Origin of the sequence: Parabacteroides sp. PM6-13 (genome assembly GCF_029892605.1) — a bacterium.
Classification (GTDB): domain Bacteria; phylum Bacteroidota; class Bacteroidia; order Bacteroidales; family Tannerellaceae; genus QVMG01.
Window position 1 is genome coordinate 22,833 of the sequence record NZ_JARXWF010000013.1, and the last position, 18,585, is coordinate 41,417.

Annotated in this window: 17 protein-coding genes; 3 read left to right on the forward strand and 14 right to left on the reverse strand. The window is 44.9% G+C overall.

Annotated elements, in window-relative coordinates:
* The first annotated feature begins 18 nt into the window (after positions 1-18).
* Positions 19-2,574 carry a hypothetical protein gene (locus M2134_RS12425; protein WP_280751636.1) on the forward strand — a complete coding sequence of 852 codons (2,556 nt, stop codon included), beginning with the start codon at positions 19-21 and terminating at the stop codon, positions 2,572-2,574.
* On the opposite strand, the gene M2134_RS12430 is transcribed toward M2134_RS12425, so the two are convergent.
* The 5 genes from M2134_RS12430 to M2134_RS12450 form a co-directional block, all read right to left on the reverse strand.
* A complete protein-coding gene (locus M2134_RS12430) occupies positions 2,571-3,488 on the reverse strand; it encodes a dihydroorotate dehydrogenase (protein ID WP_280751637.1) in 918 nt (305 codons plus the stop codon). The two genes, M2134_RS12425 and M2134_RS12430, sit on opposite strands and share 4 nt — an antisense overlap.
* On the reverse strand, positions 3,476-4,258 hold the full coding sequence (locus M2134_RS12435; RefSeq protein ID WP_280751638.1) for a dihydroorotate dehydrogenase electron transfer subunit: 783 nt from the start codon (positions 4,256-4,258) through the stop codon (positions 3,476-3,478). The genes M2134_RS12430 and M2134_RS12435 overlap by 13 nt, the downstream gene beginning before the upstream one ends.
* Positions 4,259-4,317: 59 nt before the next feature.
* Positions 4,318-4,761 (reverse strand): helix-turn-helix transcriptional regulator, encoded by a 444-nt coding sequence (locus tag M2134_RS12440; RefSeq protein ID WP_280751639.1) that lies wholly within the window; start codon positions 4,759-4,761, stop codon positions 4,318-4,320.
* A gap of 786 nt (positions 4,762-5,547) precedes the next feature.
* Complete coding sequence (holA, locus tag M2134_RS12445; RefSeq protein WP_280751640.1) at positions 5,548-6,570, reverse strand: DNA polymerase III subunit delta; 1,023 nt, start codon at positions 6,568-6,570, stop codon at positions 5,548-5,550.
* A 41-nt stretch (positions 6,571-6,611) separates the two neighbouring features.
* Entirely contained in the window at positions 6,612-7,388 is a 777-nt protein-coding gene (locus M2134_RS12450) for an AMP nucleosidase (protein ID WP_280751641.1), read from the reverse strand.
* 47 nt (positions 7,389-7,435) lie between these two features.
* Here M2134_RS12450 and M2134_RS12455 point away from each other — a divergent pair, with 47 nt between their 5' ends.
* Positions 7,436-7,897, forward strand: coding sequence for a type I restriction enzyme HsdR N-terminal domain-containing protein (locus tag M2134_RS12455; RefSeq protein ID WP_280751642.1), 462 nt, complete (start codon positions 7,436-7,438; stop codon positions 7,895-7,897).
* A 133-nt stretch (positions 7,898-8,030) separates the two neighbouring features.
* Here the strand turns inward: M2134_RS12455 and M2134_RS12460 are convergent, their stop codons facing one another.
* The 7 genes from M2134_RS12460 to M2134_RS12490 all read right to left on the reverse strand — a co-directional run bounded on the left by M2134_RS12460 (position 8,031) and on the right by M2134_RS12490 (position 14,292).
* Positions 8,031-8,237: a hypothetical protein gene (locus M2134_RS12460; protein WP_280751643.1), complete on the reverse strand. Its 207-nt coding sequence runs from the start codon at positions 8,235-8,237 to the stop codon at positions 8,031-8,033.
* Between the two features lie 184 nt (positions 8,238-8,421).
* Entirely contained in the window at positions 8,422-9,681 is a 1,260-nt protein-coding gene (gene nqrF, locus M2134_RS12465; RefSeq protein ID WP_280751644.1) for an NADH:ubiquinone reductase (Na(+)-transporting) subunit F, read from the reverse strand.
* A gap of 28 nt (positions 9,682-9,709) precedes the next feature.
* Positions 9,710-10,330: an NADH:ubiquinone reductase (Na(+)-transporting) subunit E gene (gene nqrE / locus M2134_RS12470; protein WP_280751645.1), complete on the reverse strand. Its 621-nt coding sequence runs from the start codon at positions 10,328-10,330 to the stop codon at positions 9,710-9,712.
* A 26-nt stretch (positions 10,331-10,356) separates the two neighbouring features.
* Positions 10,357-10,986, reverse strand: a complete 630-nt coding sequence (gene nqrD, locus M2134_RS12475) for an NADH:ubiquinone reductase (Na(+)-transporting) subunit D (protein ID WP_280751646.1) — start codon at positions 10,984-10,986, stop codon at positions 10,357-10,359.
* 4 nt (positions 10,987-10,990) lie between these two features.
* Positions 10,991-11,674 carry an NADH:ubiquinone reductase (Na(+)-transporting) subunit C gene (gene nqrC, locus M2134_RS12480; RefSeq protein ID WP_280751647.1) on the reverse strand — a complete coding sequence of 228 codons (684 nt, stop codon included), beginning with the start codon at positions 11,672-11,674 and terminating at the stop codon, positions 10,991-10,993.
* An 18-nt stretch (positions 11,675-11,692) separates the two neighbouring features.
* A complete protein-coding gene (locus M2134_RS12485; protein ID WP_280751648.1) occupies positions 11,693-12,895 on the reverse strand; it encodes an NADH:ubiquinone reductase (Na(+)-transporting) subunit B in 1,203 nt (400 codons plus the stop codon).
* 23 nt (positions 12,896-12,918) lie between these two features.
* On the reverse strand, positions 12,919-14,292 hold the full coding sequence (locus M2134_RS12490; RefSeq protein WP_280751649.1) for a Na(+)-translocating NADH-quinone reductase subunit A: 1,374 nt from the start codon (positions 14,290-14,292) through the stop codon (positions 12,919-12,921).
* Positions 14,293-14,423: 131 nt separating this feature from the next.
* Here M2134_RS12490 and M2134_RS12495 point away from each other — a divergent pair, with 131 nt between their 5' ends.
* Positions 14,424-15,686: a DUF5103 domain-containing protein gene (locus M2134_RS12495; protein WP_280751650.1), complete on the forward strand. Its 1,263-nt coding sequence runs from the start codon at positions 14,424-14,426 to the stop codon at positions 15,684-15,686.
* Between the two features lie 2 nt (positions 15,687-15,688).
* On the opposite strand, the gene M2134_RS12500 is transcribed toward M2134_RS12495, so the two are convergent.
* Positions 15,689-16,621, reverse strand: coding sequence for a DMT family transporter (locus M2134_RS12500; RefSeq protein WP_280751651.1), 933 nt, complete (start codon positions 16,619-16,621; stop codon positions 15,689-15,691).
* Between the two features lie 5 nt (positions 16,622-16,626).
* Positions 16,627-18,153 (reverse strand): replicative DNA helicase, encoded by a 1,527-nt coding sequence (gene dnaB / locus M2134_RS12505; protein ID WP_280751652.1) that lies wholly within the window; start codon positions 18,151-18,153, stop codon positions 16,627-16,629.
* Positions 18,154-18,585 lie beyond the last annotated feature (432 nt).

Genomic DNA, 18,585 nt, shown 5'->3' on the forward strand with positions numbered 1-18,585 from the left:
TTTAATCGATACAGAGATATGAACATAAAACTTTCCTTATTGATCACATTTCTTACCTTGGCAGCGAGTGTGATGAGTCAGCAACCCTACGCGTATCACTCTTTAGATCAGAGCGATCCGATATGTTTTGGTGGTGACCATATTGTTTATCAAGGTGAGCGGATTGAGCTTGGGGCGCGATCGTTTTTCATCGATGCCCGCCTGCCCGACGAGGTCGCCGCGCGGTATCCCTATGTGTTTAATACGGTCAATGAGGCTGTGGAGCAGATCATCGACGGAACGGAAGATGAGCCGATGACCTTGCACATTGCCCCTTATGTCTACTGGCTTGACGATCCCGATGACCCGGCGATACGAGTGGCGAAAGAGGGTGAGTCGTTGCCTTATGCCATTATTCTGAAGTGCAACTGGTTGCGCTTTCATGGGTTGAACAAGGATCCGCGACATGTGGTATTGGCTGTTAATCGAGGACAAACAATGGGGGCAAAAGGCAATTACACCATGTTCAAAATGTCAGGAGACGGCATTACAACCGAAAATATCACATTGGGTAATTATTGTAATATCGACTTGGAATATCCGCTTCTGCCACAATTGAATCGCACGAAAAGAGGAAGTGCTATTGTGCAGGCGCAGTTGGTGATTTGTGATAGCGATAAGGTCTTTGCACGTAACTGTCGTTTTGTGAGTAGACTGAATCTGAATCCTTTTTTTGGCAGTGGAAAAAGAACCTTGTTTGTGAATTGTCATTTTGAATCGACCGATGATGCGCTGTGCAAAACGGCGGTTTATCTGAATTGTGATTTTGACTTCTATTCTTCTAAACCCTTTGGAAGTACTATTCTTACCGGTTCCGTATTCCTGAATTGCGATCTGCAGTCGTTTACCACCTCTGAACAGTATTTTACGAAAGGCGGTGGACAGGTTGCTGTTCTGCATTCACGATTAAGGTCGGAAACGGCTCCTTATTGGGGATGGCGCGATATCCCTGCCGATGAGTCACGCAACTATCAACATGAGGTTACATTGAATGATAAACCCTATATAATTGGGGGCGAACGTAATCCTATGAATACGGTGCAGCTGGGCGATAAACCTCTGCTGGATGCCTATTATTTCAAACACGATGGACAGATACATTATAATATATACAATCTGCTCAAGGGAAACGATGATTGGGATCCATTACATATGAAAGAGTGTGTGCGTGAGGCGGAAGAAAGAGATGGGAAATCGTACACAAACCTTCCTACACAATTGCTGATCTCCACCACGCGTGATACGATCGAAACAGCTAAGTCTACGCTGCTGTTGCGCCCTATTATGAAACGGTTTGGTAATTTCGATGCCGAGGTCAGTGAGCATATTCAATGGAGTATTTCTCCACAAGACAGAGCCTTTGCTCAACTCTCTGTGAACGACCGACAGGAGTGTGAAGTGATCCCGACGAATCAAACCGATCATCTCCAACAAATTGTCGTTTCTGCTGTTTCTGCTTCGGGGTTGGAGGCCGCGAGCGTAGTCTATATCCTTCCCGAGGTGCTGGAGGCTCCTGCGTTTGTACGAAAACCTACGCTGCGGAAGAAGGACGGTAAGTTGTTGTTAGACTATACATTGGATACGCGTTATCCCGACCAGTCACTCATTACCTGGTATCGTTGTAATGATAAAAATGGCACAAATCCGATAGAGGTTGCCGTATCGCGTATGAACGATCCGATGCGCGAATATGTATTGACTGCCGGTGACTGCGGTAAATATTTGATGGCCAAGATCATGCCTAAGGATTTGCGCTCGTTACCCGGAGAGGCTACCTGTGTGATCTCCAAAACGTCGATACGGGCAAAGGATGTTCGTACATCGAATAAATGGATGGATGTAGATTTCAAAACGCTCTCTTCCAGCTATCAGCCGTTGGTGTTGCCGGGATATTGGACACTTGATTGCTACGCTCCGGAAGATACACGTGGACATAACTGGGAGGCAGACAATAGCGTTGATCCCTGGTACTATGGACCGGGTATCAATGGGGCGGCGAATGCTATCGGATTTGTGCAGGCTATAAGAGGCGCACGTATGCGTTATACTCCCGTAGGGACCGACTATGGTGATATGAAAATCAGCTTTACAGCTGTGCCGGCAAAGACAGCCGGGCAGGGTTTTGGTAGTGCGACGGCGCAATATATGGATATTTTCATCAAGTTCGATACCCAAACGATGAATGGGTATGCGTTGCGGATTGTGCGTACAACGAAGTATCACGATGCGGTTGATTTTGTTCTTATGCGTTATGAAAATGGAAAAGCACATCCGATAAGCGAACCTATCACCACCTCATGTTATAATCCGGAATGTCGTATTACGGTTGAAGTACGTGGAAATAAGCTTATTGCGCAAGCCGAACTCTTGGGAGGCAACAACAAGACAGCAAGAGCGAATGTCGCGAACGAGATTAATATGGAAACGGATATTCAACTCAATCCTTTCGGAGGAGTTGGCTTCCAGCATACCGGTACAGTGCATGGAGGAGCTACGCTGATAAAGGATATGCGCGTTGAATGGCCCCTATTTTAGTGGGCAAGTTGTAAGGCTCCGGTTAATTCCCGAGCCGATTGGAATCCGTGGCGATCGCAATAATCATTGATTCCCTCGATGACTTTAATAGAAACTGTCGGATCGATGAAATTGTAGGTGCCGATTTGGATGGCGGTAGCTCCGGCAAGCATAAACTCGATGGCATCTTTTGCATTGGAAATGCCTCCCAAACCGATAATTGGTATCTTGACAGCCTTATAGGTTTGCCATACCATGCGCAAGGCAACTGGTTTTACACAAGGGCCTGATAATCCGCCGGTGACTGTCGAGAGGATGGGTTTTCGCTTCTCCGCGTCAATGGCCATACCCAGTAAGGTGTTGATCAGCGAAACCGAGTCAGCTCCTTCTGCCTCCACAGCCCGGGCAATTTCTGTGATGTCCGTTACATTGGGCGACAACTTAACGATCAACGTTTTGGGATATACCTTGCGCACCGCTTTTACTACTTCAGCAGCTCCGGCGCAAGTCACCCCGAAAGCCATGCCACCTTGTTTTACATTCGGGCAGGATATATTCAGTTCGATGGCCGGGATATGATCCAGCGTGGCTATTTTTTCTGCACATTCCACATACGAATCAACAGAAGAACCGCTCACATTCACGATCATTCGGGTATCGAGATCCTTGATAGTCGGATATATTTCTTTGATGAAGTAGTCCGCCCCTTTGTTTTGTAAGCCCACGGCATTCAACATACCCGCCGGAGTTTCCGCCATACGCGGGTAATTATTTCCTTCACGTAGTTCGGCCGTTGTTCCTTTTACGATAATGCCGCCTAAGCGTTCGATATCCATAAAGTCTGCATACTCTGTGCCGTATCCGAATGTGCCGGAAGCGGTCATCACCGGATTTTTAAGGGAAAGATTGCCTATTTGTATGTCTAAATTTGCCATGATAATTGATTGATATTAAAAACAGGACCTTCTGTACACACACATACATGGTGATTTTCTTTTGTTTTCTCTACACAACAGAGACAGGCACCGATACCGCAAGCCATCGTATTTTCCAAAGAAACTTCACAAGTAATAGACTGGGCAGCCGCATAACGGGCTACTGCCATCATCATAGGCTTCGGCCCACAGGTGTAAATTCTGTCAAAGCGGTTGGATTTCAATAGGGAATGATCGGTTACATATCCTTTCTCGCCCATGGAACCATCTTCGGTAGTCACGGCTACTTTGCCAATTGCATTAAAATGATCCAGCTGTAACAGATCCGCGGCCGAGCGTGCTCCCAATAGGAAAGTTACTTCGAAGCCGGCTTTTTTCAGTCTTTCTCCTAAGAAAAGTATAGGGGCTGTGCCCACACCACCGCCGACCAATAACAACTTTTCGGCTGTATCACCAGAGGGGATGGTAAACGTATTGCCTAATGGCAACAGAAGATTTACAATATCTCCGGGTTTGTATGCCGCCATGGCTCGTGTTCCGTCTCCAACCAATTGAACAAGCAACCACAGTTGATTATTTTTATAATCGACATAGTTGATAGAGATGGGGCGACGTAAAAAAGTAGTAGGTGAATTATCTACCCTGACCTGAACAAATTGCCCCGGAAGCATTTCGGGCAAGGAATCGTCGGTTGTCAGTTTCAGTAGACAATAATTTGAATGAAGGCGTTGATTTTCGACCACCTTCAAGTCCAACATGTATTTCTTCATATCCACATTATTAGTGATACAAAGATAGGTATTCTATTCTAAATTATCAGTCTGCGAGCTTATTTGTCCTCCTGATCCTCGGGGATGAACGTGTCGTAGGTATTGTCTGAATAGAAAAGCATTATTCGGCTTACATTTCTGGTAGGCTTTTCGATAACCTTAATCTCCTGCATTTGTGGAGGTTCAATCGTTATTTCAGGCTGTTTTGGCTCAATTTCCTTGCGATATTCCGGAACTTCCGGTTCCTCGTCGGGAAATAATGACGTAGTTGTAAACAAATCTCCCATGGTTTTCTCTTTAACCATCTTGCCTTTCCCTAACAACAGCCATTCGCCATTTATCTCCGGAAAGCGCTGAAGTATTTTGGTGATTATCTCGAGACTTGGATTGTTACGCCCGCTTAATGCATGAGACAATGTCGCGCGCTGAACTTCTATCTCTTCAGCAAAACGTGCAGCTTTGAGTTGCTCATGCTCCATAATCTGATTTATTCGATCTCTCATATTCCTGTTTGTTTACTGATGTTACATATTTGACCTTTTTTACCTGTATACGTGTGTATACTAATGTTACAAGGCGATGTTGCAAATGTATAAAATATAAACGAAACAAATGTAGTCAACAAAAAGAATGTTTACATATATATTTGTATACATGATTAGATGCTTTGTTACATTTGTTTAACCCCATTGGATTGTACGGGTAAAAACGGCTTGTATCAAAACTTTATATTATTGACGTAAAAAACTGGTTTATAGTAATATATATTATGAGTATTATGCAAATTCGCCATCTCCCCCACTCTATTTATACATTCATATATTGCAACTTGAATAAAATGTATAGTAAAACGACGTAAAACACTGGTTTAGATGCGTATATATGTGTATTTATTCTTGTTTTATAGTGTGGTTTTTTACGCTGATAAAGTTGTTAATTTATAGATATTCTTGTATCAAATTAGCTCAGTATACAAAAGTGATACAATACAAATGTGTGCAAATGTAAACAATCGCAGAGCTATGCTTTTGTATATTTTTTTAGTTTTATACAAATGTACACACGAACATTTGTAACAAATAGGTTCTCCTTAGAGAATTCTGCTTTTATGTAACACAAAAGCATCCTCCTACTATAACTTATGTAAATTACAGTTGTATATTTTATGTGGTTGATATATTTGTGAACAAGTGGACGATGAGCACAGGATATGCGCCCTATAATTGGTCAAAATAGAGATAAGTGATTGATTACCTTATCGAAAAAGGCAAAAATGTAGTTGACGGTAATTAGTGTAATATTTTATAAAGGAGCTCTTTTAGCAATTCTCCATCTGTGGCAGAGCTATTGTCCACTCCTTTTGATCGCGCGTCGGCAAGCCGTATATCGGTGATTAGATTGAATACCTTCATGGCCGGATAATGGCGCATGCCGGTCAGGTAGTCTTTCACCTGGAAGGCATTTCGCATACCCAACGCATTCATCAGTCCATATTCGGATCGATCTTTGGAATAGTAGCAGATCAATAGGTTGGAGAAATAGTTGAAAAGTACCGTTAATGTCACCTGTATCGGATTGTTTTTCGGGTTTTTCTCGAAGTATTGTATGATGCGGTTGGCCTTCAACACCTCTTTATTTACAATAGCACGTAATAGCTCAAAATTATTAAATTCCTTGCTGATTCCGATATTCTGTTCGATCAGCTCCGGTGTGATCCGTTTTACCCCCGTTGGAGGCATTAGGAGGATCAATTTTTCCAATTCCTTATTGAGCCGGGTTAGATCATTCCCCAGGTAATCGGCAAGCATTTGTGTGGATTTCTGATCGATACCGATCTGGCGCATCTGCATCATCGAAGAGATAAATCCGGCCATTTTGTAGTCAGGGATCTTCTTACAATCGAACAGAACTCCGTTTGCATCCGCCGCACTTGCTAACGTTTTACGCCGGTCTAACGTCTTGTATTTGTAGTTGACCACAAGCACCGTCTTCTCCAATGGCTTTTTGACATAGTTGGTCAATAGTTCGATATCGCGGATCATTTGCGCCTCCCGAACGACCACCAGCTGGTATTCCGACATCATAGGAAAGCGCCGGGCAGCGTTCAATACCTTGGCGGCGTCTGAGTCTGCCCCGTAGAGGATCGTTAGGTTGAAATCTTTTTCTGTTTCCGTCAGGACATGTTCCAACAACAGATCTGTGATCTTATCCATGAAATAGGGTTCTTCCCCCATCAGTATATAAACAGGTGCGAATTGCTTCTGAACAATATCCCGACAAATTCCTTCAAACGTATGCTCTTTCTTAGCCATTTCTTTCTATCAATTATTCATGATCCTCTCAATTCCGGTTTTTACCAACTGAACCGAATATGCTGGATGGTCTTTTTTTCTTCAATAATCTGCTGAAGCGTCTCTACTCCCAATAAAACATGCTCCGAAGCAAACAGTTGCGTGACCTTTCTGTCGCTTTCCTCCGTCTTTACGCCATCTTCCTCCAGTGGCTTGTCGGAGATCATCAGTAGGGCTCCGGTTGGTATCTTATTGGCGAATCCGGCCGTAAACAGGGTGGCCGTTTCCATATCCACGCCTGTCGCATGTGTTTTCACCAGGTATTCCTTAAACGAGTTATCATATTCCCAGACGCGGCGATTGGTGGTGTAGATCGTACCTGTCCAATAATCTTTCCCTTGGTCACGAATGGCCGAAGAAATGGCGCGAAGCATGGAGAAGGCAGGCAACGACGGCACTTCCGGCGGCAGGTATTCATTGGATGTCCCTTCACCCCGGATAGCGGCGATAGGCAACACATAATCACCCAATGCATTCACCTTCTTGATCCCGCCGCATTTCCCAAGAAAAAGAACCGCTGTCGGCTTGATGGCCGAAAGAAGATCCATGATCGTCGCGGCGTTGGCGCTTCCCATACCAAAATTGATGATGGTGATGCCATTGGCCGATGCATTCGGCATGGATGACTTCAGGCCCATAATGGGCACATCAAAATGGCTGGCAAATATCTCCACGTATTTGGTGAAATTTGTCAATAGTATATGATTGGTGAAGTCTTCCAGTTTTCGCTCGGTGTAACGCGGCAACCAATTCTCAACGATCTCTTGTTTAGTTTTCATAATTACCTACCTTTGTTCTATTCTACAAATATAGTGAAATAGAAGAAATGCTCGCACTAAATTTACCAACATACGCTTATAAAGTAACCGAAAGAGAAGGAAAAAAGCAGATATTTGATGAGATACGAAACAAATATGTGGCACTTACCCCTGAGGAATGGGTGCGGCAGCATTTTGTGCAATATCTTATCCGCGAAAAGGGCTATCCGAAGAATTTAGTGGGGAATGAAATCAGCATTAAGGTGCATCGGACCTCCAAACGATGCGATACGGTGGTCTACGATCGTTTTTTAGCCCCTTTGATGGTTCTGGAGTATAAAGCCCCCACCGTTGAGATAACGCCTGCTGTATTCGATCAGATCGTGCGCTATAATATGACCCTGCAGGTGAAATACCTAATCGTAAGCAATGGCATGAACCATTATTGCTGCCGGATCGATGATGGGAATGGAAATTATACTTTTTTGGAACAGATCCCCAGGTACGAGGAAATGATGAATGAAAAATGAAGAATTGGAGCGAAGCGGAAATCGCTTAGCCGAAGGCGTAAAGCAATGAAAAATCAAAAATCGCTTAGCCGAAGGCGTAAAGCAATGAAAAATTAAAAATCGCTTAGCCGAAGGCGTAAAGCAATGAAGATTGTTATGAGTTCTTCAATATCATAGGATAGACAATCTGTTGGGCAAACAGAACTGTCGAGTCTGTGTTTTCCGTATTATCGATGAAGTTGAGATGAATAGTTTGGCTATTAATGTTCACAGGGGTGATCTCCTGCGGCTCTTCTTTCTTGTCCAGAAAAAGCGAGTAGGCTAAAATAACCAGGAAAAATGATAATATCAAAGGCTTCATGTCAACAGTTTTTATTTAATACATAAGCTTAGATGTAATAAGAACGAATAATGTTGCATGATATTGTATAAAAGAGTGTTTTTTATTTTTTAGAGTCGAATACTGGTCTTTTCCAGTGCGCATAAAAAAGCCGCAGAGGTGTTCTCTGCGGCTTTTATTTGTCTGTTTGTTCGCTTGTTTCTTCTTATCCGAAGTCGTCGAAGTGTAACATTTCACGGGGTACACCCAGGCTGTCGAGCATGCCTTCAACGGCTTTCGCCATCGGGCCGGGACCACACATGTAGTATTCGATATCTTCCGGTGCGTCGTGATCTTTCAGGTAGTTGTCGTGGATCACCTGGTGGATGAATCCGACAGGACCTGTCCAGTTATCTTCCGGACGCGGTTCCGACAAGGCAATGTTGAACTTGAAGTTCGGGAATTCCTTTTCGATAGCACGGAAGTCCTCTTCGTAGAAGATCTCGTTCTTAGAACGGGCACCATACCAGTAAGAAACCTGGCGGTCGGTCGTTTTCAGTGTCTTGAACAGGTGCAACAGGTGAGCACGCAACGGAGCCATACCTGCACCACCACCGATATACAACATCTCCCGTTTCGTGTCGAGAATATGGAAATCGCCATAAGGACCTGACATAGTCACCTTATCACCCGGTTTGAGGTTGAAGATATAAGAAGAACCGATACCCGGTTTGATACCTGCTTTCCACGTTCCGGTATTGCGATCGAACGGAGGCGTAGCGATACGCACGTTCAACGTAATGATATTTCCTTCCGCAGGATAGTTGGCCATGGAGTAGGCACGGATGGTTTCTTCGTCGTTCTTACAAGCCAGATCCCACATCTTGAACTTATCCCATTCTTCTTTGAAGCGGTCTTCCACGGCAAACTCGGTGAATTTCAAATCGTATTTAGGAATCTTGATCTGAGAATAGCTACCCGGTTTGAAGTTCATAGCTTCGCCTTCTGGTAGACGTACGGTGAATTCCTTGATAAAGGAGGCCACGTTATGGTTGGAAACCACGGTACACTCCCACTCTTTCACACCGAATACCTCTTCCGGTACGATAATCTTCATATCCTCTTTCACCTTTGTCTGGCATCCCAGTCTCCAGTTGTCTTTGATCTGTTTGCGTGAGAAGAAGCCCACCTCGGTCGGAAGGATATTACCACCCCCTTCCGGGATCTGGCAACGGCACTGGCCGCAGCTACCTCCACCTCCACAAGCGGAAGACAGGAAGATGCCTTGGCTTTGAAGCGTATTTAATACGGTTCCTCCCATAGGGACGTCAAACTCTTTTTCATCATTGACCACCATCTTGATATTACCGGATGGTATCAGTTTTGCTTTTGCGAACAAAAGGACAATAACGAGTATCAGTGTAATCACCAGGAATACTACTGCACTCACTACGATCGTTTGTCCGCCTGCCATTAATAAAATCATCTCTATATTCGTTTAGTCGCGTTAATACTTAAATATTCATCCCTGAGAAACACATAAATGCCATCCCCATCAACCCGGTGATGATGAAAGCGATACCTAAGCCTCTCAATGGCTTCGGAATATCCGAATACGTCAGCTTCTCACGAATAGCTGCCATACCAAGGATAGCCAGCAACCAACCGATACCGGAGCCCAGACCGTAAACAGTCGCTATCCCTACATTAGGGAATGCTTTCTGCTGCATAAAGAGAGAACCTCCCAAGATGGCACAGTTTACTGCGATCAAGGGCAGGAAGATACCTAAAGAGGCATACAGAGTGGGTGCGAATTTCTCAATGACCATCTCTACCAACTGTACGAAAGAGGCGATAATGGCAATGAATATAATCAATGACAAGAAACTCAGGTCGACTGTAGCAAAAGAGTCACCCAGCCATTTCGCCAGGGCGCCTTCGGTCAGTACGTAGTTTTCAAGCATATAGTTGATCGGCAGGGTGCAAACCAATACAAACGTTACTGCAATACCCAATCCTAATGCGGTCTTTACGTTCTTGGATACGGCCAGGTAGGAACACATCCCCAAGAAGTAGGCAAAGATCATATTCTCAACGAAGATTGAGCGGACAAATGTGCTTAATGCTAATTCCATTCTTTTATCGTTTTATTCGTTTTGTATTAATTTTCCTGAAGTTCTTTGTTCTTCGCCCGGTGGACCCAGATAATGACCGCAATCACGATCAATGCCATCGGAGGCAGAATCATCAACCCATTGTTTACATATCCCCAATCATAGAAAGCCTGTGGTATGACCTGGAATCCTAAGAGTGTACCCGAACCCAAGAGTTCGCGGAAGAAACCAACAATCACCAGGATCAGACCATAGCCCAAGCCATTACCGATCCCGTCAAGGAACGATTCCCACGGGCCATTGCCTAAAGCAAATGCTTCGAGGCGTCCCATCAGGATACAGTTTGTAATGATCAACCCTACGAATACGGAAAGTTGCTTGTTTACATCGTAAGCAAACGCTTTCAATACCTCACTTACGATTGTCACCAACGCGGCAACGACCACCAATTGCACGATAATACGGATACGGTTGGGTATCGTATTACGCAACAAGGATATAATAACATTGGCAAAGGCAACAACAACGGTCACTGAAATAGCCATTACAATAGCCGGTTCCAGTTTGGATGTTACAGCCAGGGCCGAGCAAATACCAAGCATCTGAATGATGACCGGGTTGTTTTTGCTCAACGGGCTTACCAATACTTCTTTATTTTTATTTGATAATAATCCCATCTTCTTACTGTTTTTGAGAGGTTAAAAATTGAACATATCCGCCGAGGCTGTCAAAAAGCATTTTGTCAACTCCCTGGCTGGTAATCGTACCACCGGATATGCCATCCACATAATCCTGGTCGATAGCCGATTTTCCGGGTTTAACGACTGCCACCGATTTGAAGGCGTCGTTTTTGAAAATCTTTTTCCCGATAAACTGTTGGCTAAAGCTCGGATTGGTGATTTCAGCTCCCAGCCCCGGAGTTTCGCCGGCGTGGCTGAAGTCCGTACCGAAAATAGTGTTTGTGTCGGCATCCAGGGCGATATATCCCCAGAGAGGTCCCCAGAGTCCGGCTCCTTGCAATGCCATGACATATTTGGTTTGTCCATCAATCTCAGCGATAAAAACCGGATAGGTCTTCTGCGCAAACGACTTGGTATAATCGGCAGCGAAGGCATCGCCTTCTACCTTTTCACCTTTATCGTTGACAAGAAAAGCCTCTTTGATCAGTTCTTCGTATTTTGCTTTCGCTTCGTCTGCCGTAGCTGTTACATTGACAGATCGCAATATCTGTTGTCTCTTATCGTTATCTTCGTTTTCTTTCTGGTAGCTCTTCAACGTCTGTGAAGTGAAAGCCAGTAAAACGGCTACCAGCAACACCATGATTGAGGCGTAGACAACGGTATATACATTACTATCTCTATTCATAATCTTCTTATTATAAAGTTATTTGGTTGCTCTCTTCAAGCGACGGTTCACGTTTCCTTCTACCACATAATAGTCGATCAGCGGAGCAAACGTATTCATCAACAGAATAGCAAGCATCATACCTTCCGGATAACCGGGGTTCAATACGCGGATAATAATCGCCATCGCTCCCACCAGGAAGCCGTAGATGTATTTCCCTGTTTCGGTACGTGCCGATGTAACCGGATCGGTTGCCATAAAGACAGCACCAAAAGCAAAACCTCCCAACAGAATATGATCGAGGGGAGACACACTCATCGGAACGGTTGTGCCAACCAGATTGAACAAGAAGGCCGTTGCAGCTCCTCCGATGAAAACCGAAACCATCGTTTTCCAACTGGCTACGCCGGTAAACAATAATATAACCGCACCCAATAGGATCGCGATCACCGATGTTTCACCGATCGATCCCGGGATCAATCCCAGAAACATATCCCAGGTTGTCAGCGGATTGCCTAACACATCGACTGTCTGGAACGAACCGATCAGTTCCTTTCCGGCAATACCGATCTGTCCGAGAGGCGTAGCACCTGAGAAGGCATCCACCACCTGTCCGGCGCCAATACCGAAGGTATCGCTGGTACGCACAAACACCTGGTCGCCCGACATAGCTGCCGGATAGGCGAAGAACAGGAACGCGCGGGTTACCAACGCCACATTAAATACATTATACCCCGTACCACCAAACACCTCTTTGGCAAAGATCACCGCAAAAGCCGTAGCAACCGCGATCATCCATAACGGTGTATCGATGGGCACAATCATAGGGATCAATATACCTGACACCAGGAATCCTTCCTGAATCTCTTCATTTTTGAATTGGGCAACCGTAAACTCAATACCCAGACCTACCAGATAAGAAACAATGATCTTAGGCAATACAGCCAACAGACCATATACCATAGTCATCCAGAAGCCTGGATCTGCCCCGATAGCCAGGTTGTGTTGGTAACCGGTATTGTACATACCGAAAAGCAACGCCGGCAATAAGGCGATGACAACAATAATCATCGTCCTCTTTGAGTCTGCACTGTCATGAATATGTACGCCTGATTTCGATGTGGTATTCGGCACAAACAAGAATGTTTCGAAACCATCGAATACAGAACGGAACATCGACAGCTTTCCTCCTTCCTCAAAATTGGGCTTAATCTTGTCGAGAAAATTCCTTAACGCTTTCAATGTATTCTAATTTTTTAATGTTATTAATTCATTTCCTTGTATAAAAGATCCAAGCCGTTGCGGACGATCTTCTGCAATTCTATCTTAGAGGTATCCACGAACTCACATAATGCAAAGTCCTCTGGAGCAACCTCATAGATACCCAAGTTTTCCATCTTGTCGATGTCGAAAGCAATGATCGCTTTCAACAGATATTCGGGAAGAATATCCATCGGGAATACTTTATCGTATTCGTTCGACATAATCATGGCTCTCTTTCCGCCGCGGATACGGGCGTCGATATCATATTCTTTCTTCTTGCCAAGCAACCAGGAGAAATAGGTGCGGGTGGTACTGAATTTATCCAATCCCGGCATACCCCATCCTAAGAACTCATGCACGTTATCTCCTTCCGGAATAACAGAAAGCTGGTTGTCGTAAGCCATCAGCCAACCCGAGCGGTCAACCTTCGTGCCCGACAGCGGATTACCGCTGATGATGCGTGCGTGGTCAAGTCCTTGGAAGCCATTGAGGAAGGTCTCCTTCTCTACTCTGTCTTTTACCAGGCTCTCGATCGTACAGCCGGCAATCGCTTTGACATATCCGCGTTCCTTGGTTCTGGAACCGGCGATAACGATCAAGCGGGTGAAATCAGCTATACCATTGTTAAACAGGCGTCCCATCAGAATAACATCATGCGGATTCACTGTCCACACAACTTCACCTTTATTAACTGGCTTGATGTGATTAATCTGCACTCCAACATTAGCTGCCGGATGCGGTCCCACGAATTCAACCACTTCTACTCCTTTCGGCTTCACGGAAGAGCCCGGGCGTACACCTACATACACCTTGCCGTCGGTCAATTTGGCCAACGCATCCAAACCAGTTTGGAAATCGCCTTCCTGTCCGCGCACAACAAAGTCGAAGTCAGGAGCCAACGGCGCCGAATAGAAAGCCGAGACGAAGATGTCGCGCGGCGTATCTGTCGGTGTAGCAACCTGGTCGTACGGACGTTGTTTGATGTAGGGCCAGAGACCTGCATTGAGAAGAGATTCTTTGATGTCTTCCCGACGAAGAGAAGAAACATTCTTTTTGCCGAATGGCTCGTACTCGTTTTGAGCGTCAGGCTTCACAACGATGCTAAGCACTTTACGCTTCTCTCCACGATTAACGGCAATTACTTCGCCACTGACGGGCGAAACAAACTTGATTTCGGGACGGTTCTTATCTATCATAAGAACTGAGCCGGCCTTGACCTTGTCTCCCGCTTTGGCTACCACCTTCGGATAGATACCGTTGTATGAATCAGGAACAATAGCGTAGGTCGCGCTAGTATGCCCGCTCAACAAGGTCTCTGAAGCTTTGCCTTTGAGATTAATGTCTAAGCCTTTTTTAATCTTAATCACATTTGCCATGATATACTTAAGTTGGTATTTCAAAATTTCCCGCAAAAGTAAACATTTTTTTATGCTTTATGGCAGAGAATAGTAAATAATTAAGGAAATAATTCTCTAATTTTGGCGTTATCATTTAAAACGCATAAAATATGAAGAATATAGGGTTCCTATTTGCCGCTCTGATCGCTATTTTGCCCCTCAAAGCGCAGGAAGTTTACCGGACTCAGGTCTTCAATAATAAAATACATACACTCCAGGTGAAGGTGGCAGATGAAATGCTTTCCAGCCCTTATATCCATCTGAATGGAGACCAGCAGATTGAGATCAATTTTGATCTGTTGGATCCCGATTTTCATCGTTTTACCTATTCTGTTGTGCATTGTGATGCCAACTGGCAGCCCTCTGCGCTTATACCGTTTGAATATATGGACGGTTTTCAGGGACTTCCTATAGAGGATTTTGCTAATGGTATGGGAACGACTGTTGATTATACTAATTATCGTCTTTTTCTACCCAATGAAGAGGTACGGTTTAAGGTTTCCGGTAATTATGCCGTACGTATTTTTGATGAAGATAATCCGCAGAATGAGGTATTGACAGCCTGCTTTTATGTGTTTGAAAACGCAGTGCAACTGGCTGCTGAAGTAACCTCTAATACATTGATTGATACCAATCTTACGCATCAGCAATTAAACTTTAACATCAACACCTCTCGCTTCCCGATTCCCTACCCGCAAACCGATCTAAAGGTGTATGTTTATCAGAATAATCGTCGGGATAATGCCGTCTCAGCACTTATGCCTTCAGGTATAAGCAATAACCGTGTTGATTACGTAAACCTGAAGGACTTGATCTTTGAGGCGGGTAATGAGTTTCGTCGCTTTGAATTTCTGAGTCCCACTTACAACGGACTGCGTGTGGAAGATATCTCCTTCCATCACCCCTATTACCATGTAACGATCATGGCGGACGAGGCACGCGCCAACTATGTGTATCAGTACGATCAGGATCAGAATGGACATTACCTGGTTAATTGCCGCAACTGCACCGAGCCCGACACACAGGCTGATTATTATATGGTGCATTTTGCTTTGAATTACCCTGTTCAGTTCGATGGAAGTATCTATCTTTCAGGGGATCTCACCAATAATCTCCCAAACGAACGAAGCCGTATGCTCTACAATCCTCAGACAGGATTTTATGAGAAGAATATCTTCCTGAAGCAGGGTCATTACAACTACCAGTATCTTTTTCAGCAAAAAGGCGAATCAAAGGCTACTGTCCTGCCGATAGAGGGCAGTTATTACCCGACCGAAAACGAATACCGCATCCATGTCTATTACCGTCCGATGGGCGAACGCTATGATCGCTTGATTGGAATGGGAAAGGTAAAAAGTGATCAGTTGTTGTGATACTATACAAAAAACAATGCAACCCCTAATACGCTGATAATAGCTCCGATAACTTCTCTTGTTGTAATCTTTTGTTTAAAGAAAAGCCAGGCGGGTAATAGGATGATAATGGGGGTTAAGGCCATGAGTGTAGAGGCGATGCCGGCTTCGGTATATTGAACGGCCATAAGCGAAAAAGAGACGCCCAGGAAGGGACCGAATATGGTTCCGGCGGTGGTGAAAGCCATGCCTCGTTTATTTTTTAGAGCAGCAATCAGCGCTTTACCCTGTTTTGTCCACATCATCATGGCGAGGAAGCCGATCACACCCACAATCGCGCGCACCTGTGTGGAAGCAAATGGAACCAACTGTACGACTGTTTGATTGGCCAGATCGATATCCTGCATATAATAATCCATGCCTAATTTACTGAAAACCAATCCTATCCCCTGTCCTACTCCGGCGCCAACTCCTAAAAGAACGCCTTTGAGCGGTAGCTTTAGGTTGAGTCTTCTGCGGCTGCCATCCGGCTTACCAACAATCGACAGGCCGATTCCGAAAAGGGTAACAGCCATGCCCAGCCAGGCTGTCAGGCCCAGTTTTTCCCCTAATACAAAATAACCGGCAATAGCTGCTGATGGAGGCGCCAGGGTCATAAATAGTTGTCCGAAGCGCGAACCGATGATCATATAGGAATTAAAGAGGCAGTAATCCCCCAGGACATACCCGATAAAACCGGAGACAGCCAGCCAGAACCAGGCCTTTGCGCCCATGTCGACGGGCATAAAGTGTCCGGTGAAATAAACCATCGTAAGTCCCAGCATCACAATGGCTAACAATAATCGCAGGATGTTCAGTGAGAGGGTGCCGATTCGCTTTCCGGCATACTCAAAGCAAAGCGCTGTGATGGTCCAGGAGCAGGCCACTCCCAGCGAGATGATCTCCCCTGTGTACATACGGATCAGAAGGGAGGATCATTAAAATTACTTGCCTGTTGCAGAAAATCGGCGCCTTCCGGTGAGATAGGTGGTGGCATATGGTCGGCGCTATTAATGCCAGAGGCATATTCTTTGACATCGTAATCATCGCCCACATTCATAAACTTGGCAAAATCACCTTTGAATTTCAATCGCACATCGCCGGTTGCCCCGTTACGGTGCTTGGCTATGATGATCTCAGCCAGGCCGCGCAGGTTATTACCCTTTTCATCTTCAAATATTTTATAATACTCCGGACGATGGATAAAACAAACCATGTCGGCATCCTGCTCGATCGCTCCCGACTCACGTAAGTCGGCCAGCTGCGGGCGTTTGCCTTCGTTGCCCTGCCGGTTTTCCACCCCACGGTTCAGCTGTGAAAGCGCGATAATCGGAATATTCAGTTCTTTTGCCAATCCTTTCAACGAGCGGGAGATCGTACTCACCTCCTGTTCACGGCTTCCGAAATTCATCCCGCTGGCATTCATCAATTGCAGGTAGTCGATGATAATACATTTAATGCCATGTTCGCGTACTAAGCGGCGCGCTTTGGTTCTCAATTCAAACACGGAGAGACTGGGCGTATCGTCTACAAAAATGGGGGCGTCGTATAGTTCTTTCAGTTTGAAGTCGAGCTGTTCCCATTCATGGCGTTCCAGGCGTCCGCTCTTGATCTTTTCCCCGGGTAATTCGCACACGTTGACAATCAAACGATTAACCAACTGTACGTTACTCATTTCAAGCGAGAACAGGGCTACCGGAATATTAAACTGAACCGCCATATTCTTCGCCATGGAGAGCACAAAAGCTGTTTTACCCATAGCCGGACGGGCCGCAATAATAATAAGGTCGGAATTCTGCCAGCCGGAGGTGATCTTATCGAGGTCTTCAAAGCCGGTACGCTGTCCGCTCAATCCCTCTTTCTGGTTATAAGCTTTTTGCAGTAATTCCAAGGCTTCCCCGATTACCGGATTGATCTGTGTAGCGTCTTTTTTGACATTGCGTTGAGAGATCTCGAAGAGCTTCCCTTCCGCCTCCTGCATCAGGTCGTCTACATCTTGAGTTTCATCGAATGCTTTATTCTGCACATTGGCAGAGAAAGATATCAGCTCTCTCGCCAGGTATTTTTGGGCAATAATGCGAGCATGATATTCTATATGGGCACTACTGGCTACCTTTGTCGTAAGTTGTGAAATATAAAAAGGGCCTCCAACAGCTTCCAGGTTTCCATGTTTCTTCAATTGTTCCGTCACCGTCAACATATCCACCGGTCGCTGCGTAAGCGCCAGGTCGACAATAGCGGTATAAATCAATTCGTGCGATTTGTCGTAGAAACATTCCGGTTTGAGAATCTCACTCACCATCGAGTAAGCATCCTTTTCCAGCATAAGAGCACCCAATACGGCCTCTTCCAATTCGCGTGCCTGAGGCTGTAACCGCCCTGCCATATCCGGCACGACAACTGTTTTTTGTCTGCCTTTACTTGTCGTTGATCTTCCTTTTTCTGCCATATCAATAGAATACCCTTTTTATTGGGACACCAAAATTACAACTATTTCCCGAGAGTGGAAGCGGGAAGCGACGAATAGTTATTAACCAAAAATGAACGGGCCTATTTCTTGGCTTTATCTGGTAAATGGGTAGGTGATTTCATAGCCCGTCCTGTATTCAAAAAAAAATCACAGTTTTCGAAATATCATTTTGTCAAAATCGCCCGACTATTTTTCCAAAAACGTAGGGGTATTTAAAATTAGTCAGGCGAGTAACACTTTTTAACGTATCATATTGTATAGCAAAATCGCCTTTTTGCTATCAAAATGATAATTCAAGGTAAACGGTTTTGAGTGGTAAAATGGATGGTTTATCGAACCGTTTTTTCTCTTTTAACAATTATTATCTACGAAATAATTGTAGATCTACTTAAATTAAGTAGGTTTGCGTAG